This is a genomic window from Kitasatospora sp. NPDC051170 (genome assembly GCF_044455705.1).
Lineage (GTDB): Bacteria > Actinomycetota > Actinomycetes > Streptomycetales > Streptomycetaceae > Kitasatospora.
Genome location: NZ_JBITFA010000003.1, coordinates 559,976 through 581,027, shown reverse-complemented (window position 1 = coordinate 581,027; position 21,052 = coordinate 559,976). Strand labels below are relative to the sequence as shown.

Here is a 21,052-nt window from a genome sequence, read left to right as displayed (position 1 = left end):
CGTGGAGGCGGGGCGGCGTATCCGCGATGAGAGATCGTTCCGGCGTGCTCAGGTCTTGTCGACCCGGGATGCCCAGCGCTGTTCGACGTTGCTGAAGCGCCAGTAGGCGAGGGCGCAGGCCCAGACGACGACGAACATGCCGACCAGGATGTAGCCGACGTTGTCGAGGCTGATGTCGGAGATCCAGCCGGTGACCGGGTCGGTGAGGTCCAGCTTCTCGTGCAGCACGCCGACCAGCTCGATCGTGCCGATGACGAAGGCCACGGCGATGGAGAGCCCGGTGATGGTCAGGTTGTAGTACACCTTGCGGACCGGGTTGGAGAACGCCCAGTGGTACGCGAAGTTCATGAACGTGCCGTCGAGGGTGTCGAAGAGGCACATCCCGGCGGCGAACAGCAGCGGCAGGCAGATGATCGCGTACCAGGGCAGGCCCGAGGCCGCGCCCGAGCCCGCCATCACCATCAGCGCCACCTCGGTGGCGGTGTCGAAGCCCAGGCCGAACAGCAGGCCCACCGGGTACATCTGGCCGGGGCGGCGGATGGACTTGGTGAGCCGGCCGAGGATGCGGTTCATGAAACCGCGCTCGTCCAGGTGCTTCTCCAGCTGCTTCTCGTCGAAGTTCCCGGCCCGCATGGCCCGGTAGACCCGGTAGATCCCGACCAGGGCGACCAGGTTGATCGCGGCGATCAGGTACAGGAACGTCCCGGAGACGCTGGTGCCGATGACACCCAGCCACTGGTGGGTCGTCGACTCCTCGTCCACCAGGGTCCCGGCGACCTTCGCCCCGCCGGCCACCAGGGCGGCCATCGCCATCACGATGCTGGAGTGGCCCAGGGCGAACCAGAACCCGACGGAGACCGGGCGCTGCCCGTCCGCCATCAGCTTGCGGGTGGTGTTGTCGATCGCGGTGATGTGGTCGGCGTCGAAGGCGTGGCGCATGCCGAGCGTGTAGGCGGTGATGCCGAGGCCGACCCCGAACGCCTGGTTGCCGACGGTGTAGTGGTTCGGCGCGATCAGCAGGAACAGCATGCCGAAGCCGACCACGTGCATGCCGAGGATGACGGCCAGCAGGCTCGCGGTCCGGACGGTGTCCCGGCGCTCCCAGCGCGGGGGCGTCGTGCGTGACGGGGTCTCGTCTATGACGGTCATGACGGGCGGGCGTCTCCCACTCACTTCTCGCTCACTTCTCGGTACGGGTGGTTCTGCCTCCGGTGAGAGAGGCGGGGAACACCGTAGGGTCTCGGCTCGCTTCCGGACAAGCCTGCGCACCTGCGAAGAGGTTGCAACAGGGGCGCGCATGCGGGGCGGTCGCGGCGCGGCGGTGGGGTGAGGCGTGGGGTGAGACGTGGGGTGAGGCGTGGGCGGAGCGGGGTGAACGTGTGGGCTTCCGGAGGCCGTAGGAGGGGTGGGAGCGTTCCGGCCGGGCGTTCCAGGCCGACGGGAAAGAGCAGGTCAGAGGGGGTGGAAGCGTTCCAGCGTCCCGTATCGGCCGGTAGGGCTGGCGGCCCCGGCGGGCGGCGGGCCAGAGTTCAGGTCGTCGGGGTCCGGCGGCTTCGCTCCACCGCCCGGCGGCTTCTTCTTCCCTCCTCCCTCTGATGCACCCGGGGTTCTCCATGTCCTCTCGTCGTACCTTCGTCCTGCCCGCGGCCCTCGCGCTGGGCGCCGTCCTCGCCCTCACGGCCTGTGGCCCGGACGGCGGCGACGCCGGCGCCGCGCCGCAGGCGACCGCCCCGGCCTCCGCCGCCCCGGGAGCGCCGGCCCCTTCGGCACCGGGCGACGCGGCGGCCCCGGGCGGCACTGCGTCGGCGGGCGCCACCAAAGCACCCGCGTCGGCTCCGACTCCGGCGCAACCGGCCAAGCCGGGTGCTGGCACCGGGGGCACCGGGGGCACCGGGGGCACCGGCGGCACCGGCGGCGAGGACGACCCGTACGGCTACAGCCACCTCTGCACCAACGAGCAGCTGACGGTGAAGGTGAGCGCCCGGACCGAGGCCCCCTCCCAGCGGATCATCGAGGTCCACAACAAGGGCCCCAAGGCGTGCGGCCTCGACTACTACCCGGAGATCAGCATCGGCGACTCGCACGCCGCCTACCGCGACCAGGACATCCTGCCGATGGTGCCCAGCGGCCTCGGCGGCCCGCCGGCGTACGTGGTCGGCGCGGGCAAGGTCGCCTACGCCGTCGTCGACCTCAACCCGGGCGGTGCCTCCGCCGGCACGGCCGGCAAGGTCGACGAGCTGAACGTCCTGGCGCGCAGCGGCCTCCCGACCGCCTACCGGATCAACGCCCCCCTGACGCCCGGCACCAAGGTGTCCAAGCCCAAGCTCGGCCTCTACCGCACCACCGTCGCCGACGCGGCGGCCTCGGCGGCCACGGCGGACCACCAGCTGTGAGCCGCGGTCAGGACCTCCTCGCGTCGGGCCCGGACGACAGTGTCTGGGCTCCGGCCGATACGGTGAGCTGCGGGTTCGGCCGTGGAGCCGAGCCCGGCGGCAGCGGTACGGGGAGGCAGGACGTGGGCGTGGAGGCCGACGGGTTCGCGGCGATGCTGCGCGAGCTGAAGGAACGGTCGGGGCGCAGCTACGGGGTGCTCGCCTCCAGGCTGCACGTCAGCACGTCGACGCTGCACCGCTACTGCAACGGCGCGGCCGTACCGGCGGAGTACGCGCCGGTGGAGCGCTTCGCCCGGGTGTGCGGGGCGGAACCGGCGGAGCTGGTCGAGCTGCACCGGCGGTGGATCCTGGCGGACGCGGCGAGGCGGCGGGAGCCGGGGGGATCGGGTGGCGCGAAGGTGGCGGAGGCTGCCGTGGCCGAGCCCTCGGTCGCGGCTCCGGCTGCTGCTGTTCCGGCCGCTGCCCCGGCGGTCGTTCCGGTGGTCGTTCCAGCGGTCGTTCCGGCGGTCGGGGAGCCCGGGCCGGTGAACGAGCCGGTCGCCGGGGCCGGGGGCCGCTCGCGGTGGTCGCGCTCGCGGGCGCTGGCGGGCGCGGCGGCCGTGGTGGTGCTGGCCGTCGGCGTACCGGCGTACCTGATGCACAGCGACGGGAAGCGGTCGGCGGACGCGGCCGGCGCGACGACGGCTCCGACTGCCGCCGCCGCTGCGGTGTCGGCCGTGCCGACGCCCGAGGTGCTGCCCGACCCGTTCCACGTCAGCGTGCTGGCCACCGACTGGCAGAACCCCTGCGACCAGTGGTTCCTCTCGCCCCGCCCGCCCGGCAAGGTGACCCCGCCGCCGACGATGTTCGCCGCCAACGACAGCTGGGCGGCGGCCCAGGAGGCCGTTCCGGCCGGTCATGTGCGCCTGCAGCTGACCGCGCTGGGGGACAGCAGCCAGGTGGTGGTGCTCAACGCGATCTTGATCGAGGTGGTCAGCACCCAGCCGGCGTTCAAGGGGTACGCGTACACCCCGGGCTCGGGCTGCGGGGGCGGGCTGGAGCCGTCCTCCTTCGCCGTGGACCTGGACTCCTCCCCGCCCCGGGTCACGGCCGTCCCCGAGACGGGGAAGAAGACCGCCCTCGACTTCCCGTTCCAGGTGTCGAAGACCGATCCGCAGGTGATCAACGTCAACGCGACCACCAGGAGCCAGGACGTCTCCTGGAACATCGTGCTGCTGTACACCGCGGAGAACGGCCGCCAGGCCCGGATGACGGTGAACGACCACGGCAAGCCGTTCCGCACGGTCGGGATGAAGGGCGTGCCGGCGTACTTCCTCAACGAGCGGACCTGGACCAAGACCCTGAACGACGTGTCCTGAATTCTCTACCGGCTGCCGCGGTAAATGGGCGAGAATTGTCGCAGTAAATCGGGCCGGCGGACATTTTCCGGAAAGTTCTCCGAATTTCTCGGGGAATTGAGGAACCGTCACCGCGTCATTCGGCGTTCGGGTGGACATGAGCCAAGAACGGATATCCCTGCGCCCGATCGCCGAGTCCGACCTGCCGCAGTTCCTCGAACTCCTCAACGACCCCGACGCCATGGGCGAGCACCTGTGGTTCGGCTGGCGTCAGCCCGACCGGATCCGCCGTGTCTGGGCGGAGAACGGGCTGCTCACCGACGAGCAGTGGACCCTCGCGGTCACCGTGGACGGGGAGTTCGGCGGCTATGCCGCCGCCATGCGGGAGAGTGCGACGCCGGCGTCCTGGCACTGGAGCCTCGGTGTCCAGCTCCTTCCCGGGGTGCGTGGCCGGGGTATCGGCACCCGGGCCCACCGGCTCTTCGTCGACTACCTGTTCGCCCATTCGCCGGTGATGCGCCTGGAGGCTGAGACCGAGGCCGGGAATCGGGCCGAGCAGCGCGCCCTGGAGAAGGTCGGATTCGTCCGTGAGGGCGTGAAGCGGGCGCACACCTTCCGGGACGGCGAATGGCGGGACGTGGTGCTCTACAGCCTGCTGCGGACCGACCCCCGCCCGTAGGCCGGCTCCCTCCGAGGTGGCGGCTGGGCCGGGCGGGTGACGCCCGGCCCAGCCGCTTCCCGGAACCTGGTTTCGCATGCTAGCTTGCAATGCATGGTACCTGGCATCGCAAGTGACGGACGCGGAGCCGACCCGGCCGACGGGCCGGTGGCGACCCAGCTGCGCAAGGGCGTGCTGGAGTACTGCGTCCTGGCGCTGCTGCGCGACGGGCCGTGCTACGGCGTCGAGCTGTTGCAGGCGCTGGAGCGGTTCCCGATGCTGGCGACCAGCCAGGGGACGATCTACCCCCTGCTGTCCCGGCTCCGCCGCAGCGGGCTCGCCGACACGTTCCTGCGCGACTCGCCCAGCGGCCCGTCCCGTCGTTATTACGTCCTCACCGACGCGGGCCGCAGCGCCCTCGAGGAGTTCGCCGCGCTCTGGCCGGCCTTCCGCGAAACCGTCGACCACGTCCTCTCCCCGGGAGACACCCCGTGAACAACCCCATCGAGCACCCCCTGGTCCGCGCCCACCTCGACGCCGTCGACCGGTACACCTCCCCGCTGCCCGCCGAACGCCGCCGCGAACTCCTCGCGGACCTGCGCGAGCACGTGGAGATCGCCCTCGCCGAGTGCGACCCCGCCGACGAGAACGCCGTCCGGCAGGTCCTCGACCGGCTCGGCAGCCCCCGGCGGATCGCCGACGCCGCGCTCGCCGAGGAGGGCGGCACCCGGCCCGAGCCGGAGACCGGCCGCCGCACCAACCTCACCCTGCTCCTCGCGGTGCTGCCGATGCCGCTGCTCCTCGTCCCCGCCATCGGGCCGCTCCTCGCGCTGATCACCGCCGTCGTCGCCGCGATCCGGGTCGCGAAGTCCGCGCAGTGGACGCGCCGGGAGAAGCGGCAGGCGGCCCTGCTCCTGCTCAGCCCGATCCTGCTCACCCCGGTGGCCGCGGCGGTCGTCGCCGTCGCGTCGACCTCGGGCCTGAGCCCGGCCGGCGTCCTCACCGCCTGCGCGATCGGCTTCTGCCCCACCCTCCTCGCGGCCCTGCGCCTCTCCCGCTCCGCGGCCCGGCTGCGCAGCGCCGCCCTGGCCGGCTGAACCGGTCCGGGCACCGCAGAGCACTACTCGCGTAGTGCCACTACGCGAGTAGTGGCACTACGTCCGTAGTCGGCGCATCCCGGCCTCGCCGATCTCCGTGCAGGATTCCCCGTGCTGACGTATGACGATCTGATCGGCTGGGCGGGCGCCGGGAACCTCGTACGGGCGGATGCGTACGCTGTGGCGGGTTGGCTGGTCCCGGACGAGCAGAAGGCGCTGCCGGCGGAGGTCGGGGTCCCGGCGGCGCCGCACTGGTGAGCGGAGGGACATGACCAGCGACAACCCGCAGTTCGCCGCCTACGCCCCCGCCCCCGGCGAGCGGCAGCCACCCGTGGCGGCCGTGGTGGCGGGGGCTGTGGAGGAGGACGTGCCGGTCCTGGCCGCGTTGCAGGCCCGGGCGCGCGGTGGGTCGGCGGGGGAGTGGGCGCAGCGAATCCGTCGGGCGCTCGATGCCGAGCGGAGCCTGGTGGTCACCGCGAGGGTGGCGGGCGAGGTCGTCGGGTACGCGAACGTGGCGTTCCTGTCCGCCCATGCGCCCGTCGGCTACTACCTGACCGGCGTCACCGTCGATCCCGTCTGGCGGCGTCGTGGCCTGGGGAGGCTGCTGACCGAGTGGCGGATGGAGTGGGTGTGGGGGAGGGGCGAGCCGGTGTGGTGCTTCGTCTCCGCCGAGAACCGCGCCTCGCTGGACCTGCACCGGGAGTTGGGGTTCGAGCGGGTGGCGTCCGGCCCGTCGTTCCAGGGCGTCGCGTTCGCCTGCGGCGAGGGGTGGCTCCTGCGGGCGGACCCTCCAAGTCAGGGCCGACGGCGGAAGTCCAGCATGTAGAAGACCTTGTCGTAGCGGCGTTCGCCGACCGCGACGAACTCGGGCAGGCGGCCGTACTCGGTGAAGCCCAACGACCGGTAGAGGTGCAGGGCGTCGGCGTTGTCGCCACGGGCGTCCAGGGTGAGGACCTCGATTCCTGCCGCCCGGGCGTCCTCGATCAGGGCGGCGGTCAGCGCCCGCCCAACGCCCCGGCCGTGGACGGCGGCATCCACCGCGAGCTTCTCCAGGTCCGCGTTCGGCCGATGGGTCGGCCGGGCGTACCGGAGCCAGTACCCGAGCCCGACGAGCCGACGGTCCAGGTACGCCAGACGCAGGAAGCCGTCCCCGGCCCGTACGGCGGCGAGGACGTGGTCGAGCAGGTCCCCCACCTCGCCCGGGGAGGGAGGTTCGACCCAGCCGAGCGCGGCACCTCCACGCACCAGGTCGGCGAGGATCCGGTGCGCGGATTCGGCGAGCCGGCCCGCCAGTTCAGGATCGGACGCCACCTGCGCGGCGTCGAGGACGACGGGTGCGGTCGTCGTCGGGTCGCTGGTCATGATCGGCAGCATAGCCAGCAACCGAGTCGCTGCTGTGCACGGGCAGGTTGGCCGCTGCCCGACGTCCCCGGGGCCACAACTGGTCAGGAGGGAAGATCGCCCGAGCGGACAGCTGCGACGAAGGCTTCCCAGGCGGAAGCCGAGAAAACGAGGGCCGGGCCCTGGGGGTCCTTGGAATCACGTACGGGGACGAGACCGGGGAATCCGGGGGCTACCTCGATGCAGTCGCCGCCGTTCCCGCCGCTGTAGCTGCTCTTGCGCCATGCTCCATCTGGCGCCGCATCACACCTGGACCGCCGTAGACGGTCCGGATGGCACTCTCGTCCAGAATTGCGAGCAGGAGCGGCCCGTCTGGATCGAGAAATCGCTCCTGCCGTGCCAGTCGGGCCATCGTCCGCTGCCTGATCAGGTGGTCGCTACCGTACCTCCGCATCCCGCGTGCTGGTTCCGCAAAGCGATCCATCGCGCGCACAGCGTTACGGCGCGCTCCCTGCGTGCGCCCTTTTCCGCCCCTTGTCCCTCTTCCCCGGCTCCTCCGGCACCCCGTCGGACAGCAACTCAGGGCTGGCCCGAGGGGCCACCTTTCACCGATCATTCCGCCATGACCACGCAAACGATCACCGCCACGGCCTCCGGCACCTGGAAACTCGGCGACCTCACCGTCAACCGCATCGGCTTCGGCACGATGCGCCTCCCCCAGTACGGCGCGGCCTTCGCGCCCGACGCCGTCCCGCGTGACCGCGACCAGGCGATCGGCGTGCTGCGCCGGGCGGTGGAGTTGGGGGTGAACCACATCGACACCGCCGCGTTCTACTTCTCCTCGCGGCGCTCCGCCAACGAGCTGATCGCCGGCGCCCTGGCGCCCTACTCCGACGAACTCGTCATCGTCACCAAGGTCGGCCCGGGCCGCGACCGCTCCGGCGCCTGGGAGGCGCACGCCAGGACGCCCGGGGAGCTGCGCGCCCAGGTCGAGGAGAACCTGCGCCAGCTGGGCCGCGACCACCTCGACGTGGTCAACCTGCGCATCCTCGGCACCGACTCCATAGCCGAGCGCTTCGGCGCGCTCGCCGACCTGCGCGAGGCGGGGCTCATCCGCCACCTGGGCCTGTCCAACATCCACCCGCACCACCTCGCCGAGGCGCGGGCCATCGCGCCGGTGGTCTGCGTGCAGAACATGTACGGCCTCGGCGCCGCGCCCGAGCAGGAGGAGGTGCTGCGCCTGTGCGGCGAGCAGGGCATCGCCTTCGTGCCGTTCTACGCGATCGCGGGCAAGGGGCGTGAGGCGGGTGCGGTCGCGTCCGAGGAGGGCGGGGTGCAGGCCGTCGCCGACCGTCACGGGGTGAGTGCCGCCCAGGTGCGGCTGGCGTGGACGCTGCACCGGGGCCCGCACGTTCTGGCCATCCCCGGGACGGGCGACCTCGACCACCTCGCCCAGAACGTGGCGGCGGGCTCGCTGAGGCTCTCCGAGGAGGACCTGGCCGCGCTGAGCCCCGCAGAGTAGGCCGAGGCCGGGCGGTCACTCGAAGGACGGCCACCGGTCCGCGGCCCAGGCACGCCAGTCCGCCCACTCACCGGGCGGGCCGGCGGGCCGGTCGCCGCGCAGCTCGGCCGCGTCGGGCTCCTCGAAGTGCGTCCGCCCGAACCGGATGTCGGCCTCGCCCAGCGGGAACGTCTCCTCCGGGGTGGTGGCCCAGCGGTGGGCGATCCGGGCGCGCTGGGTGGCGTCGTCCACGGGCAGGTAGAGCATGCGGAAGGCCGCGCCCTCGGCCTCGGTCATCCAGTGGATCGCGGTGCGTTCCTGCCGCGACCAGCACCCGTAGTCCACCACGACGTTGGTGCCCAGCCTGAGTGCCTCCAGGGCGAGCCAGAGCATCCGCCCCTCCAGCACGTCGCGCTTGCCCTCCACCTCCGCGCCGAACAGCGGGATCATCCAGTCGTCGGGCGTCATCCGCAACGCGCCGTGCTCGGCGGCGAGTTGACGGGCCCGGGTGGTCTTGCCGGCCCCGGGCAGGCCGACCATCAGGAACAGCGTGGTCATCCCCGGATGGTGACAGGGACCAGGTCGGACGGCCACGCAATTTCCCGCAGTCCGCCCCCGGCCGCCATCCTGGAGCAGGAACCGCCGGTGACTTGTCGGTGTACTGGCATAGCGTCGTCGCACGGGGGAGAGAACCCCGCCGACCCGGCGGGGTCCGATCGGAAGGAGGGGCCCGTGGGGGCGGGGAACGAGGCCGGGGGCCTGTCGGCGCGGGGGCGCTTCGAGAGCTGGCGGGAACAACTGCTCAGAACGCGGGTGTGCGACGCGACTGTCGACTCCATCGAGGATTTCACGGCGGAGGTCCGGCGGTTCGAGCTGGGGCCGGTGGTCCTGCTCGGGACGTCGTTCCCCCCGGCCCGCTTCCGGCGGACCGAGCGCATGATCCGACGCACGGACGAGGAGAAGTACCACCTGACGGTGCTGACGTCCGGCGCCCAGACGCTGTCCCGTGGCCGGGAGCACGCCGAGGTCAGGGCGGGCGACATCGTCATGATCGACAGCTGGCACGCCTACGACCTGCACTACTTCAGGGCCGACGGCCCGGGCCGGCAGGCGGGCGGGGAAGGGGGAGTGATCGCCGGTGTCGGCATCGACCTGCCCGCCTCCCTGCTGCCGGTGCGCCCGGACCGCTTGAGCGACCTGCTCGGACGCGGCCGGTGCGGACGGCAGGGGACGGGTGCGCTGCTGGCCGACTTCCTCCTCGGGCTGGACCGGCAGGCGGCCCGGCTGCGGTCCGCGGAGTCGGCGCGGCTCGGCGCGATCCTCGTCGACCTGGTGTCCGCCTGGGTCACCCAGGAGCTGGACGCCTTGAACGAACTGTCGCCCACCGCCCGGGGCCGGGGCACCGTGGAGGGCGCCAGGTCGTTCATCCGGCACAACCTCCACGACCCCGACTTGGCCCCCACGGTGGTTGCCGCCGCCCACCACATCTCCGTCAGCCACCTGCACCGCCTGTTCAGCGAACACTCCCACGGCGAGACCGTCGCCGCCTACATCCGCAGCCAGCGGCTGGGCAAGGCGCACCGCGACCTCGCCGACCCCGCGCTGCGCGACGTGCCCATCCACAGCATCGCCGCACGCTGCGGAATCCTGCGCGCCTCCGACTTCGGCCGGTCCTTCAAGGCCGCCTACGGGCTCACGCCCGGCGAGCACCGCCGCCAGGCGCTGAGCGGGCATGGCGGACAGGAGACGGAGAGCGCAGAGCCGACGACGCAGTGCGGATCGCCGGAGCCGCCCACGGCCTACCGTTGAGGGCGTACGGGGGAAGCCTGACGCGGATGTTCGAGAAGCGTCGGAGGGCCGGATGGAACCCAGCGGGGGGAGGGTTCCATCCGGCGTCGTACCGGTGTCGTTCGCGCGCGACGCCGAGGGGTTCCAGTGATCCGAGAAGAGGGGGAAGGGCCGATGCTTCGCCGCCGGTGCGACCAGAACTGGACCGTCTGGACGGGCGGCCGGGCCGATCAGTGGCGGAACGCTTCCTGATTCCGGCACCCGTGACCGCCCGTCGGCCACCGTCGGCGGGCGGTTCGCGTACCCGTCAGCCCGACTGTCCGCGCCGCCTGCGCCGGACGGCACGGACGATGTCCGTCCCCGCGAGGTCCAGGAAGACGGACGCCTCGGCCATCCTCGCCCCGGCCGGGGTCCGCGCGCCGAGCAGCTCCGCGCCGTCGCGGGCGAACTCGGCCAGGGCGGCGTTGCGTTGGGCGCTCGCGAGCATCGCCCGGTACCAGATGTCGTCGTCGACCACGTACCGCTCGCGGCCCCCGCCCTCGGGCCGCTCGCGCCGTACCAGCTCCTGCGCCTCCAGGTAGCCGATCGCCTTCGAGACCGAGGCCGGGCTCACCCCGAGCCGCTGCACCAGGTCGGCGGCGGTCAGGCTGCCGCAGTCGGTGACGTAGAGGCAGGCGAGGACGCGGCCCACCATGCGCGGCATGCCGAGCTGCGCCAACAGCTCGGCGAGCTGCGTCGCGTACTGCTCCACCGCCGCCTGGTCGCGTCCGTCGGCCGCGCCCGTGCCGCCCGTTCCGCCCGCGCTGCCCTCGGGTACCCGGGGAGCGGGGGCCTTGCTCCGCCGGGAGCGCCGTACGGTCGCGCGCTGGGCGTTGTCCGCGCGGTAGCCGGAGGGGCCGCCGTTGCGGGCGATCTCGCGGGTGATGGTGGAGGTCGGGCGGTCGAGCTGCCGGGCGATCTCCCCGTAGCCGAGCCGCGCGGTGAGCCCCGCGGCGATCAGGCGACGCTCTTCCTGGGTCAGTCTGGCGCCTGGCACGGGCGGCTCCTCTCGTCGCCGACGAGTATTCCATTGCAACAGTGGGGCGTCGAGCCGATTGCATTAGTCGGCAGGGTCATTGCAAGGAATTACCGTCTCTGACCAGGGGATTCATACCTGGTGGTCAGTCAGGGCATTGATGTAGCTGCGAACAGAAGCCTAGGGTTTTCCTCGTAGCGAAACACCGAACGACCACACGGGGAGCCCACCATGAAGACCGCGAAGACCGCGAAGATCACCGCCTGCACCGCGATCGCCGCAACCCTCACCGCCGCCCTGCTGGCCTCGGCCCCGGCCGCCTTCGCCGCCGGCGAGCAGCCGAAGGGTGGAGCGTCGAAGGGCGGAGCGTCGACCGGCGGCGCCCACGCCGGCGTCCAGGCCGTGCTCGACCGCGCGGTCACCGAGGCGGGCCTGCCGGGGGCGCGGGCCGAGGTCCGCGACGGCGACTCCACCTGGTTCGGCACGGCCGGCACCGCCGACCGGGTCAGCGGCCGCGCGATGAAGCCCCAGGACCGCTTCCGGATCGGCAGCACCACCAAGACCTTCGTCTCCACCGTCGTCCTCCAGCTCGCCGCCGAGCAGCGGCTGAGCCTGGACGACAGCGTCGAGCGGTGGCTCCCCGGCCTGCTGGACGGCAACGGCTACGACGGCTCCAGGATCACCGTCCGCCAGCTGCTCAACCACACCAGCGGCGTCTTCAACTACGTCGGCGACCCGGAGCTCGGGAAGGAGTTCGTCGGCACGCCCTTCCTGCTCCACCGCTTCGACGACTTCACACCGCGCCGGCTCGTCGAGGTCGCCGTGGCCAACGGCCCGGTGTTCGCCCCGGGCACCGGGTTCGCGTACTCCGACACCAACTACGCGCTCGCCGGGATGATCGTCGAGCAGGCCACCGGGCGCAGTCTGGCCCAGGAGATCAGCGCGCGGATCACCGGCCCGCTGCACCTGGGGAACACCTACGTCCCGGCCGCCGGGGACATGCGCATCCACGGCCCGCACGCCCGCCACTACTCCCAGCTGATGGCGACGGACGTCGACACCGCCCCGAGCTACGACGTGACCGACCTCAACCCCTCCTGGGGGTACGCCTCCGGCGACATGATCTCCACCAGCGGCGACCTCGACACGTTCTTCCGCGCCCTGCTCGAGGGGCGGCTGCTGCCGCAGGCCCAGCAGAACGAGATGTTCACGATGCTGGACCCGGGGGTCAACTGGATCAAGGACTCGCAGTACGGCCTGGGCGTCGCCTCGCAGAAGCTGTCCTGCACCACGGTCTGGGGCATGGGCGGCGCGATCAACGGCTCCTGGTCCTACACCTTCGGCAGCCGCGACGGCCGCCACCTGCTCTCCACCGAGGTGAACGGCGACTGGGCCAAGGGCCCCATGGGCTCGCCGATCGGGGTCTTCACCCACGAGCTGGAGGCCGAGTTCTGCCCGGCGGCCGTCACCTCCTGAGAAGGCCCGGCGACGCCCGGCCGGGTGACGGCGGGTTTGGCGGCGCGGCGGCCACGGAACGACTTCCCGCCGTACCCGCACCGGCACGGCGCCCAGGCGTGCCCGAACCCGAGGGGTGGCATGGCTACCACGGACTCCCAGGGGCCAGCCCGGCAGGCACGGGCGTTCCAGCTCGCGCGCCGGCCCAAACTGTGGCTCTTCCCGGGCATCCTGTGCGGCCTGCTGGCCGTCCTCCTCTCCCTGCTCTACATGGGTGGCATCGTCAACCCGTCCGGGCACCTGCACCGGCTGCCGATCGCCCTGGTGAACGAGGACCAGGGCCCGCCGCCGCCCGGCCGCACCGAGAACGTCGGCACGCTGCTGACCAAGGCCGTGGTGGCGGGGAGCCCCGGGGCGACCGTCGACTGGAAGCGGATCGACGGCGCCGGACTCGATGACCAGCTCTCCTCCGGCAAGGTCTACGGCGCGCTGGTCGTCCCGAAGGACTTCACCGCCGCCGTCACCGCGCTGGTGACCGGTCGGGCCACCGACCGGCCCACCCTGACCGTCCTCACCAACCCCGGTCTCGGCAGCCTCGGTTCCTCGATCGCCGCCCAGATCGCCCAGAACGCCGCCCACCAGGCGTCGCTCGCCACCGGCAAGGACCTGCTCGCCGCCGTCCCGCCCGCGACCGGCGCCCCGGCGACCGCCCCGGCCACCGGACCGGACACCGGCGCCACCGCCCGGCTGCTGCTCGCCGACCCGTTCGCCGTCACCACCCGGATCGGCCACCCGATCGGCAGCCACAGCGGCCTCGGCCTGAGCGCCTTCTACTACACGCTGCTGGCCGTGCTGACCGCCTTCATCGGCGGCAACATCATCCACAGCGGAGTCGACGGCGCCCTCGGCTACGCCGACAGCGAGATCGGCCCCTGGCACACCCGGCGCCCGACCGTCCCGATCAGCCGCACCCAGACCCTGCTGCTCAAGATGGTCATGACGGCCGGGATCATGCTGGTCACCACCTCCCTGGTGCTGCTCTGCACGGTCGGCATCCTCGGCATGGACGCCCCGCACGCGGCGATGCTCTGGCTCTTCGCGTACTGCGCCAGCCTGGCCGTGGGCCTCGGCGTCCAGGCGATCAACGCGGCCTTCGGCGGGATCGGGCAGCTGGTGTCGATGTTCGTCTTCATCGCGCTCGCCCTGCCCTCCTCGGGCGCGACCGTGCCGCTCCAGGCGGTGCCCGGCTTCTACCGCTTCCTCGGCGCGTTCGAGCCGATGCGCCAACTGAGCGACGGCATCCGGGCGATCCTCTTCTTCGACGCCCGGGGCGACGCCGGCCTGGCCCGGGGCTGGGCGATGATCGCGGTCGGCCTGGTGCTGGCCCTCGCCTTCGGCTTCGCGATGACCCGCTACTACGACCGCAAGGGACTGCACCGCTGGACGCCCCAGCCGAGTGACTAGGCCCTCTCTTTCGGATCTTGCCGGGCGGTCGCCGCCGGGGCACGCACCTCGACGGCTTCTCGTCAGTCGCCGATGCTCCGCATGGACTCCCTCCTCGGCACCGCCGATGCACGCACCCCAACGACGCCCGCTGATCCGACAAGATCCGAAAGAGAGGGCCTAGGCCCCGCTCTTCGTCACCGTCACCCTGAGGTGCTTCATGATCGGCTGGTCGCTCTGCGTGCTGTAGTCGCCGATCGCGCACAGCACGTTCATCTCCGGCATGTACCCGGCCGCGCAGCCGCGCGGGATGTCGTACGGGACGGCCAGGTAGCCCTGCACCGAGCGGGTGCTGCCGTCCCGGGCGGTGCTGGTCACGTCGACCGGGTCGAACTCGGCGAGGCCCCGCTCGCGCATGTCGTCCCGGTTGAGGAACACCAGCGTGCGCAGGTTCTTGACGCCCCGGTAGCGGTCGTTGTCCGAGTAGATGGTGGTGTTCCACTGGTCGTGCGAGCGCATGGTGCCCAGGGCCAGGGTGCCGGGGGCGGGGACGACGTCGGGCAGCGGGGCGGCGGAGAACTCGGCCTTGCCGGAGGGGGTGAGGAAGACCAGTTCGCGGGCCGGCTGCTTGATGCGGAAGCCCAGCGGCAGCCGTACCCGGCGGTTGAAGTCCTCGAAGCCGTCCAGGACTTCGGCCATCGTGTCGCGGATGCGGTCGTAGTCCTCGATGTACCACTCCCAGGGCGTCGCGCTGTCCGGCAGCGCCGCGCGGGCCATTCCGGCGACGATCGCGGGCTCGGAGAGCAGGTGCGGGGAGGCCGGGCGCTTCATGCCGACCGACAGGTGCACCATGCTCATCGAGTCCTCGACGGAGGTGGACTGCACGCCCGCGCGCTGGTGGTCCTTCTCGGTGCGGCCCAGGCAGGGCAGGATCAGCGCCGCCCTGCCGTGCACCAGGTGGCTGCGGTTCAGCTTGGTGCTCACCTGCACCGTCAACTCACAGGCGCGCAGGGCCTCGTAGGTGTAGGGCGTGTCCGGCGCGGCGAGCGCGAAGTTGCCGCCCATGCCGATGAAGACCGTCACGTCCCCGCGCCGCATCGCCTCGATGGTGCCCACCGTGTCCAGGCCGTGGGCGGTCGGCGGGGTGATCCCGCAGACCTCGCCGAGGCGCTCCAGGAAGGCGGGAGCCGGGCGGTGGTCGATGCCGCAGGTGCGGTTGCCCTGCACGTTGCTGTGCCCGCGCACCGGGGAGGGGCCGGCGCCCTCGCGGCCCAGATTGCCGCGCAGCAGAAGGAGGTTGACGATCTCGCGCACGGTGTCGACGCCGTGTTCGTGCTGGGTCACGCCCAGGCACCAGCTGAAGATCGAGCGGTCCGCCTCCCGGTAGACCCGCGCCGCCTTGAGGATCTCGGCGCGGTCCAGTCCGCTCTGGCGCTCGATCTCCTCCCAGGGCGTCTCCTCGCAGATCCTCCGGTACTCCTCGAACCCGGAGGTGTGGCGCTCGACGAACAGCCGGTCCAGCGCCTTCTCGTCCGTCGCGGACTGCTCCAGGAGCGCCTTCGCCATGCCGCGCAGCAGGGCCATGTCCCCGCCGATGCGCGGCTGGAGGTTGAGGGTGCTGGTCCGCGTCGCCCGGTTGAGCGCCATGTCGGTGAAGTCGTGGGGGATGATCGTGCGGGTCGCGGCGGCCTCCACCAGCGGGTTGACGTGCACGATCTGCGCGCCGCGCTTGAACGCCTCGGCCAGCGAGGTCAGCATCCGGGGCGCGTTGGAGGCCGCGTTGACGCCCAGGATGAACAGCGCGTCGGTGACCTCCCAGTCTTTCAGGTCGACCGTGCCCTTCCCGGTGCCGAGGGACGCCTGCAGCGCCCGGCCGCTGGCCTCGTGGCACATGTTGGAGCAGTCGGGCAGGTTGTTGGTGCCCAGCTCGCGGGCCATCAGCTGGTACAGGAACGTCGCCTCGTTGCCGAGCCGGCCGGAGGTGTAGTAGGCGGCCTTGCCGGGGTCGTCCAGTCCGCGCAGGGTGGCGCCGACGAGTTCGAAGGCGTCCTTCCAACCGATCGGCACGTAGTGGTCGGTGGCCGCGTCGTAGACCATCGGCTCGGTGAGGCGGCCCTGGTCCTCCAGCGCGAAGTCGCTCCACCCGGACAGCTCGGACACCGAGTGCGCGGCGAAGAACTCCCGGCCCACGCGCTTGCGGGTCATCTCCCACGTGACGTGCTTGATGCCGTTCTCGCAGATGTCCAGGTGCAGACCCTTGGTGTCGTCCGGCCAGGCGCACCCGGGGCAGTCGAAGCCGCCGTTCTCGTGGTTCATCTTCATGACCGCGCGCGGCCCGTCCACGTACGCGCCCTCGCGGGCCAGGAAGCGGGTGACGCTCTTCGCGGCGCCCCAGCCGGCGGCGGGGTGGTGGTAGGGGGCCGCGTGCGGCTCGCCGGCGGGCTTGGGGCCGACCTGTTCGTCATCGGGCTTGGTCACGGTGCTCAGCCTTCCGGAAGGGCCCCCGGGGGTCGAGGCTACGTCGGGGGGTGGGGTTCGGCGACTCAGGCAGATGTTCAGGGCAGGTGTTCAGGGAAGCCGCTCCAGGACGGTGGCCGCGTCGGTGCGCCGGGCCACCTCCAGCAGGGCGCGGGCCATCACCGGGCCCGGTCGGCGGTCCGCCAGGACCAGGACGATCGGGGCGCCGTGCACCGGCCCGACCAGCGGCAGCGCCCGCATCCCCGGCGGGACGCCGAACACGTGCAGCCAGGCGTACGGGACCACGCTCGCCCAGCGGCCGGTGCGGACGTGGGCGAAGAGGGAGGCCACGGAGTCCGTCTCCACCCGGGGCCGCGGGGCCAGGCCGAGGCCCGTGAACACCTCGTCGAGGGTCCGTCGGCCCTGCATGCCCGGCTCCAGCAGGCACAGGGGCAGCTCCGCGGCCTCCGCCCAGGTGGCGTTCGGGCGGGTGGCGTTCGGGCGGGTGACGTTCGGGTGGGCGGCGGGCTCCTCGGAGGCTCCCGTCAGCAGGACGTAGCGCTCCTCGTACAGGGGGTGCGTCCGGACGCCTTCGGTGCTGTCCGGCGTGTAGGTGATGCCCGCGTCGATCTCGAAGTCCCGTACGCGGCGCAGCACTTCCTCCGCGCGCAGGTCGGTGCGCAGCTGGACCGAGGCCAGCGGGTGGGCCGCGCAGAACGGGTCGGTGAGCAGTGAGACGGCGCCCGAGGCGGTGGGCACCGAGCCGATCCGCAGGGTGCCGCTCAGTCCGGTGCGCAGGGCCGTGGCCTCCTCGCGCAGCGCGTCCCGGTCGGCGAGCAGGCGCTGGGCGCGGCGCACGATCCGCTCGCCCTCGGGGGTGAGGCCCTCGTACGCGCGGCCGCGCCGGACCAGGAGCACCTTCAGCTCGTCCTCCAGCTTGCGCAGGCCCTCGGACAGGGCGGGCTGGGAGACGTGGCAGGCCTCGGCGGCGCGGGCGAAGTGGCGCTCGCGGGCGAGGGCGACGAGGTACTCCAGTTGGCGCAGGAGCATGGTCAGGCCGTCTCGATGCGGTCGGTGCGGGTGTAGACGTTCATCGACTCGCCGCGCAGGAAGCCGACCAGGGTCAGGCCGCTCTCCTCGGCGAGGTCCACGGCCAGGGAGGAGGGCGCGGAGACGGCGGCGAGCAGGGGGATGCCCGCCATCACGGCCTTCTGCACCAGCTCGAAGGAGGCCCGGCCGCTGACCATCAGCACCGTGCCGCGCGCGGGCAGCAGGCCCTCGCGCAGGGCGTGGCCGACGACCTTGTCCACCGCGTTGTGCCGCCCGACGTCCTCGCGCAGGCAGAGCAGGTGCCCGTCCGCGTCGAACAGGCCCGCCGCGTGGAGGCCCCCGGTGCTGTCGAAGACCTTCTGCGCGGCGCGCAGCCGCTCGGGCAGGGCGGAGAGCAGGCGCGGGGTGACGCGCAGCCCGTCCTCGGCGACGCTCCAGGCGGCGGTGGTGCGCACCGCGTCCAGGCTGGCCTTTCCGCAGAGGCCGCAGGAGGAGGTGGTGTAGAAGTTGCGCTCGAGGGAGGCGTCGGGGGCGGGCACGCCGGGGGCGAGGGCGACGTCGACCACGTTGTAGGTGTTGGAGCCGTCGGCGGTGGCGCCCGCGCAGTAGCGGATGGCGGCGAGGTGGTCGGCGGCGTGCAGCACGCCCTCGCTCACGAGGAACCCGGCGGCCAGGTCGAAGTCCCCGCCGGGGGTGCGCATGGTGACGGTCAGCGGGCGGCCGTTGACGCGGATCTCCATCGGCTCCTCGGCGGCCAGGGTGTCGGGGCGGTGCGAGGGCACGCCCTCGCGCAGTCGCAGCACCCTGCGGGGGACGGTCACTCGGCCCATCGGTGGTGGCTCCTCGTCGTCGGTGTGGCCTGTACCCGTGCATCCTCTCGCTTCGGCGGGTCGGGCGGGTTCGGTAGGTCCGGCAGGTGACGGCGGCTGTGGGCGGCGGTGACGCCCAGGCAGAGCAGGCCGATGACGGCCATGGCGACGAGCAGCGCCGGGTAGGAGGCGTGGTCCGCGGTGCCGGTGAGCAGCAGCGGGGTGAGGAAACCACCGGAAACGGTGGTTTGGTAGAGCGAGGCGGAGGACGGGCCGCCGTGGAGGCGCTCCACCTCGTGCAGGCCCGCGCCGAGCGTCAGCCCGTACCCGGTGCCGAGGACGACGGCGGCCACGACCACCAGCGCCACCGAGTCCCGGGCGGCGGCCAGGGCGCCCACCAGCAGTCCGGCGATCACGACGGCCATCGCGCCGAGGGTGGCCCGGGCGCTGTGGGCGTCGTCCAGGCGGGCGGCGAAGGGCTGGGCGACCACCCCGGCGGTGAGGGTCAGGGCAGCGACCAGGCCGCCGAACAGCGGCGCGTAGCCGGGCGTCCGGTCGGCCACCAGGGGCGGCAGGACGACGTACGCCACGGTGGCGGCGCCGAGGACGGCCGGGGCGGCGGGGAGCACCACGTAGCGGAAGCGGGGGTGGGTGACGGCCGCCCGGTGCGCCTCGACGTGGCTGTCCGGCGGAGGGCGGACGGCGGCGGTGTCGGGCACCTCGCGGGTGGCGCGCAGCACCAGCAGGCAGGCGGCGGCGTGGGCGAGCGCGGGCACGGTCATCGGGTCGGGCAGCCACTCGGCGAGCACCCCGGAGGCCAGCGCCCCGGCGGCGAAGCCCGTCCCGGTGGCGTACATCGCCCGGCGGGACGAGACCTGGGCCGGCGCGGTCGACAGCTCCCGCATCCAGGTGGCGCCCGCGAGGAACACCAGCCCGGCGGCGAAGCCCGTCGCGAGGCGGCTGACGTACCCGGCGGGCTCCTGCCCCGTTGCCAGCAGCAGGCTGGCGGCGGCGGAGAGCGCCAGGCCCGCCCGTACGGTACGGCGGCGGCCGAACCGGTCGGCGGCGGGCCCGGCGAGCAGCAGGCCCGGGGCGAGGCCGAGCAGGTAGACCGAGAACATCGCGGCCAGCGCGAGGGCCGACCAGTCGGTGCGCGCCCGGTAGACGGTCGCGAGGGCGGTGAACTGGTTGGCACCCCAGGCGGCGACGGCCACGGCTGCTGCTGCGGGGAGCCAGCGGGGGGCCTGCATCGGATCTCGTCTCGGGTGGGGGACTTTCGCTTCCGAATTCAGTTTCGGTGAATTCGGAAGGGAGGGTCAAAGAGGGAATTCCTGTGACTTGATAGGCAGCCCTTATCAGGCGGCCGGTAGGGTGTGCGCCATGCCTGTTCCCATCCTGCGCCCCGCGACCCGCGCCGACCTGCCGGCGGTACTGGCCCTGCTCGCGGACGAGGAGAAGGTGGTCGACCCGGCGGGCATCGTCGTCGGCGAGGCGTACGAGCGGGCCTTCGCGGATATCGAGGCGGACCCGCGCAACGAAATGCTGGTCCTCGTCGAAGCCGACGGAACGGTGATCGGCTGCCTGCAAGCGACGTACATTCCCGGGCTCGGTAAGGGCGGCGCGGAACGCGCGCTGATCGAGGCCGTCCGGATTCGCGCGGACCGGCGGGGCGGCGGGCTCGGCCGGACGCTGATGGAACTCGCGGCCGCTCGGGCCCGCGACCGGGGGTGCGCACTCGTCCAGCTGACCAGCAACAAGCAGCGCGAGGACGCGCACCGTTTCTACGCCTCGCTGGGCTACGCGCGCAGCCACGAAGGCTTCAAGCTCGCGCTCTAGCTGTCGCCGATCGACAGCACGGTGGCGCTCGCCGCGCCGGCGGGGGTGTCGTAGGCCACCGTCTCGCCCGCGTGGCGGCCGAGCAGGGCCTTGCCGAGCGGGCTGTCCCAGGTGACGAGGGTCCGTTCGTCGAACTCGGCCAGCTCCGTGACCTCGATGACTTCCTCCGCACCGTCGTCGAAGCGGACGGTGACGGTGGAGCCCACACCCACCACGCTCGTGGACGGCGCCCCGGCCACCGCAGCCTCCTTCAGACGGCCCTCGACCTCGGCGATCCGATCCTCCAGCCGGGCCACATCGTCGGCCCGCTGAAGTTCGTCCGCTTGGTCCGCCCGGTCGCCCACCGCGTCGTCCTCCCCACGCAGCGTCCCGGAAACCCTCTCCCGCTCGGCGCGCAACCGCGCCAGCTCCTCCTGCGCCACTCGCAGGCCCTCGGCACTGATCGGTTCGGGGCCACCGCTCATGTCCGACTCCCAAGTCGCTTGCGGACAGGCCGTTTCCATTACCCCACCGCGCCCGGCCCCCGGCAACTCCGGTCCCGGCGAGCGGACGAAGGGCTCAGGTACCCGGAGTCCTGGCGGTGACGAGGAGAGTTCGCGCAGCTTGCCCTCGGCTGGGGAGGCGTCGATCAGGTGAGGATCAAGCCCTTCTCCGTCAGGGCTGAGGTTCCGATCATCGGCGAGCTGCACGAGTGCGATGGCGTAGTGACTCACTTCGTGGATGCCTGGAAGCCGGGCCCGTGGCCTGCTGAGTTTCTGGAGAAGCTGGACAACGCAGTACTGAGCTGACCATGATCCTTAGTCAATGACGTGCATAGTCGCGTTCATGCATAGACGGCCCGCTCCCGGCGCCTCTAGCTTGGCTGTCAGTTC

General features: G+C 72.4%; 23 protein-coding genes and 1 pseudogene. 13 read left to right on the top strand and 11 right to left on the bottom strand.

The features are described 5' to 3' along the window. Window positions 1-48: 48 nt before the first annotated feature. A complete protein-coding gene (locus ACIBCA_RS09710) occupies window positions 49-1,149 on the bottom strand; it encodes a HoxN/HupN/NixA family nickel/cobalt transporter (RefSeq protein ID WP_396282302.1) in 1,101 nt (366 codons plus the stop codon). A 464-nt stretch (window positions 1,150-1,613) separates the two neighbouring features. On the opposite strand from ACIBCA_RS09710, the gene ACIBCA_RS09705 reads away from it, so the two are divergent. From ACIBCA_RS09705 to ACIBCA_RS09675, 7 genes are all read left to right on the top strand, one after another. After that, window positions 1,614-2,393, top strand: a complete 780-nt coding sequence (locus tag ACIBCA_RS09705; RefSeq protein WP_396282301.1) for a DUF4232 domain-containing protein — start codon at window positions 1,614-1,616, stop codon at window positions 2,391-2,393. Between the two features lie 122 nt (window positions 2,394-2,515). Continuing rightward, a complete protein-coding gene (locus tag ACIBCA_RS09700) occupies window positions 2,516-3,751 on the top strand; it encodes a helix-turn-helix domain-containing protein (protein WP_396282300.1) in 1,236 nt (411 codons plus the stop codon). Window positions 3,752-3,887: 136 nt separating this feature from the next. Next, entirely contained in the window at window positions 3,888-4,409 is a 522-nt protein-coding gene (locus tag ACIBCA_RS09695) for a GNAT family N-acetyltransferase (protein ID WP_396282299.1), read from the top strand. A gap of 93 nt (window positions 4,410-4,502) precedes the next feature. Next, window positions 4,503-4,883, top strand: coding sequence for a PadR family transcriptional regulator (locus ACIBCA_RS09690; protein ID WP_396282298.1), 381 nt, complete (start codon window positions 4,503-4,505; stop codon window positions 4,881-4,883). Continuing rightward, window positions 4,880-5,485, top strand: a complete 606-nt coding sequence (locus tag ACIBCA_RS09685; protein WP_396282297.1) for a DUF1700 domain-containing protein — start codon at window positions 4,880-4,882, stop codon at window positions 5,483-5,485. Before ACIBCA_RS09690 ends, ACIBCA_RS09685 begins: the two co-directional genes overlap by 4 nt. Before the next feature lie 111 nt (window positions 5,486-5,596). Continuing rightward, window positions 5,597-5,743, top strand: a complete 147-nt coding sequence (locus ACIBCA_RS09680) for an SUKH-4 family immunity protein (RefSeq protein WP_396282296.1) — start codon at window positions 5,597-5,599, stop codon at window positions 5,741-5,743. A 10-nt stretch (window positions 5,744-5,753) separates the two neighbouring features. Beyond that, complete coding sequence (locus ACIBCA_RS09675; protein ID WP_396282295.1) at window positions 5,754-6,311, top strand: GNAT family N-acetyltransferase; 558 nt, start codon at window positions 5,754-5,756, stop codon at window positions 6,309-6,311. Here ACIBCA_RS09675 and ACIBCA_RS09670 read toward each other — a convergent pair. The 3 genes and pseudogenes from ACIBCA_RS09670 to ACIBCA_RS09660 all read right to left on the bottom strand — a co-directional run. Next, window positions 6,281-6,847: a GNAT family N-acetyltransferase gene (locus ACIBCA_RS09670; RefSeq protein ID WP_396282294.1), complete on the bottom strand. Its 567-nt coding sequence runs from the start codon at window positions 6,845-6,847 to the stop codon at window positions 6,281-6,283. The two genes, ACIBCA_RS09675 and ACIBCA_RS09670, sit on opposite strands and share 31 nt — an antisense overlap. A gap of 83 nt (window positions 6,848-6,930) precedes the next feature. Further along, window positions 6,931-7,212 carry a DUF397 domain-containing protein gene (locus ACIBCA_RS09665; RefSeq protein ID WP_396282410.1) on the bottom strand — a complete coding sequence of 94 codons (282 nt, stop codon included), beginning with the start codon at window positions 7,210-7,212 and terminating at the stop codon, window positions 6,931-6,933. Then, a pseudogene (locus ACIBCA_RS09660) lies at window positions 7,155-7,280 on the bottom strand (transcriptional regulator); the annotation flags it as partial. The gene ACIBCA_RS09665 and the pseudogene ACIBCA_RS09660, both read right to left, overlap by 58 nt. A 168-nt stretch (window positions 7,281-7,448) precedes the next feature. Between ACIBCA_RS09660 and ACIBCA_RS09655 the strand changes: the two are divergent. Beyond that, entirely contained in the window at window positions 7,449-8,348 is a 900-nt protein-coding gene (locus ACIBCA_RS09655; protein ID WP_396282293.1) for an aldo/keto reductase, read from the top strand. A gap of 15 nt (window positions 8,349-8,363) precedes the next feature. On the opposite strand, the gene ACIBCA_RS09650 is transcribed toward ACIBCA_RS09655, so the two are convergent. Then, complete coding sequence (locus tag ACIBCA_RS09650; protein WP_396282292.1) at window positions 8,364-8,885, bottom strand: AAA family ATPase; 522 nt, start codon at window positions 8,883-8,885, stop codon at window positions 8,364-8,366. A 174-nt stretch (window positions 8,886-9,059) separates the two neighbouring features. Between ACIBCA_RS09650 and ACIBCA_RS09645 the strand changes: the two genes are divergently transcribed. After that, window positions 9,060-10,136: a helix-turn-helix domain-containing protein gene (locus ACIBCA_RS09645; RefSeq protein WP_396282291.1), complete on the top strand. Its 1,077-nt coding sequence runs from the start codon at window positions 9,060-9,062 to the stop codon at window positions 10,134-10,136. A 286-nt stretch (window positions 10,137-10,422) separates the two neighbouring features. Here the strand turns inward: ACIBCA_RS09645 and ACIBCA_RS09640 are convergent, their stop codons facing one another. Next, window positions 10,423-11,151 carry a MarR family transcriptional regulator gene (locus ACIBCA_RS09640; protein WP_396282290.1) on the bottom strand — a complete coding sequence of 243 codons (729 nt, stop codon included), beginning with the start codon at window positions 11,149-11,151 and terminating at the stop codon, window positions 10,423-10,425. 210 nt (window positions 11,152-11,361) lie between these two features. Here ACIBCA_RS09640 and ACIBCA_RS09635 point away from each other — a divergent pair, with 210 nt between their 5' ends. Beyond that, a complete protein-coding gene (locus tag ACIBCA_RS09635; RefSeq protein ID WP_396282289.1) occupies window positions 11,362-12,606 on the top strand; it encodes a serine hydrolase domain-containing protein in 1,245 nt (414 codons plus the stop codon). 120 nt (window positions 12,607-12,726) lie between these two features. Beyond that, the gene (locus ACIBCA_RS09630; protein ID WP_396282288.1) at window positions 12,727-14,049 is read left to right on the top strand and encodes a YhgE/Pip domain-containing protein; all 1,323 of its coding nucleotides are present in this window, start codon (window positions 12,727-12,729) and stop codon (window positions 14,047-14,049) included. Window positions 14,050-14,208: 159 nt separating this feature from the next. Here the strand turns inward: ACIBCA_RS09630 and ACIBCA_RS09625 are convergent, their stop codons facing one another. The 4 genes from ACIBCA_RS09625 to ACIBCA_RS09610 form a co-directional block, all read right to left on the bottom strand. Further along, window positions 14,209-16,506, bottom strand: coding sequence for an FdhF/YdeP family oxidoreductase (locus ACIBCA_RS09625; protein WP_396282287.1), 2,298 nt, complete (start codon window positions 16,504-16,506; stop codon window positions 14,209-14,211). A gap of 90 nt (window positions 16,507-16,596) precedes the next feature. Then, the gene (locus tag ACIBCA_RS09620; RefSeq protein ID WP_396282286.1) at window positions 16,597-17,535 is read right to left on the bottom strand and encodes a LysR family transcriptional regulator; all 939 of its coding nucleotides are present in this window, start codon (window positions 17,533-17,535) and stop codon (window positions 16,597-16,599) included. Window positions 17,536-17,537: 2 nt separating this feature from the next. Then, complete coding sequence (fdhD, locus tag ACIBCA_RS09615; protein ID WP_396282285.1) at window positions 17,538-18,365, bottom strand: formate dehydrogenase accessory sulfurtransferase FdhD; 828 nt, start codon at window positions 18,363-18,365, stop codon at window positions 17,538-17,540. Continuing rightward, window positions 18,353-19,594, bottom strand: coding sequence for an MFS transporter (locus tag ACIBCA_RS09610; protein ID WP_396282284.1), 1,242 nt, complete (start codon window positions 19,592-19,594; stop codon window positions 18,353-18,355). Before ACIBCA_RS09610 ends, fdhD begins: the two co-directional genes overlap by 13 nt. Window positions 19,595-19,724: 130 nt before the next feature. Here ACIBCA_RS09610 and ACIBCA_RS09605 point away from each other — a divergent pair, with 130 nt between their 5' ends. Beyond that, window positions 19,725-20,180 (top strand): GNAT family N-acetyltransferase, encoded by a 456-nt coding sequence (locus ACIBCA_RS09605; protein ID WP_396282283.1) that lies wholly within the window; start codon window positions 19,725-19,727, stop codon window positions 20,178-20,180. Here ACIBCA_RS09605 and ACIBCA_RS09600 read toward each other — a convergent pair. After that, window positions 20,177-20,644 (bottom strand): GreA/GreB family elongation factor, encoded by a 468-nt coding sequence (locus ACIBCA_RS09600; protein ID WP_396282282.1) that lies wholly within the window; start codon window positions 20,642-20,644, stop codon window positions 20,177-20,179. The genes ACIBCA_RS09605 and ACIBCA_RS09600 overlap by 4 nt on opposite strands. A gap of 168 nt (window positions 20,645-20,812) precedes the next feature. On the opposite strand from ACIBCA_RS09600, the gene ACIBCA_RS09595 reads away from it, so the two are divergent. Then, entirely contained in the window at window positions 20,813-20,968 is a 156-nt protein-coding gene (locus ACIBCA_RS09595; protein WP_396282281.1) for a hypothetical protein, read from the top strand. The last annotated feature ends 84 nt before the right edge of the window (window positions 20,969-21,052 follow it).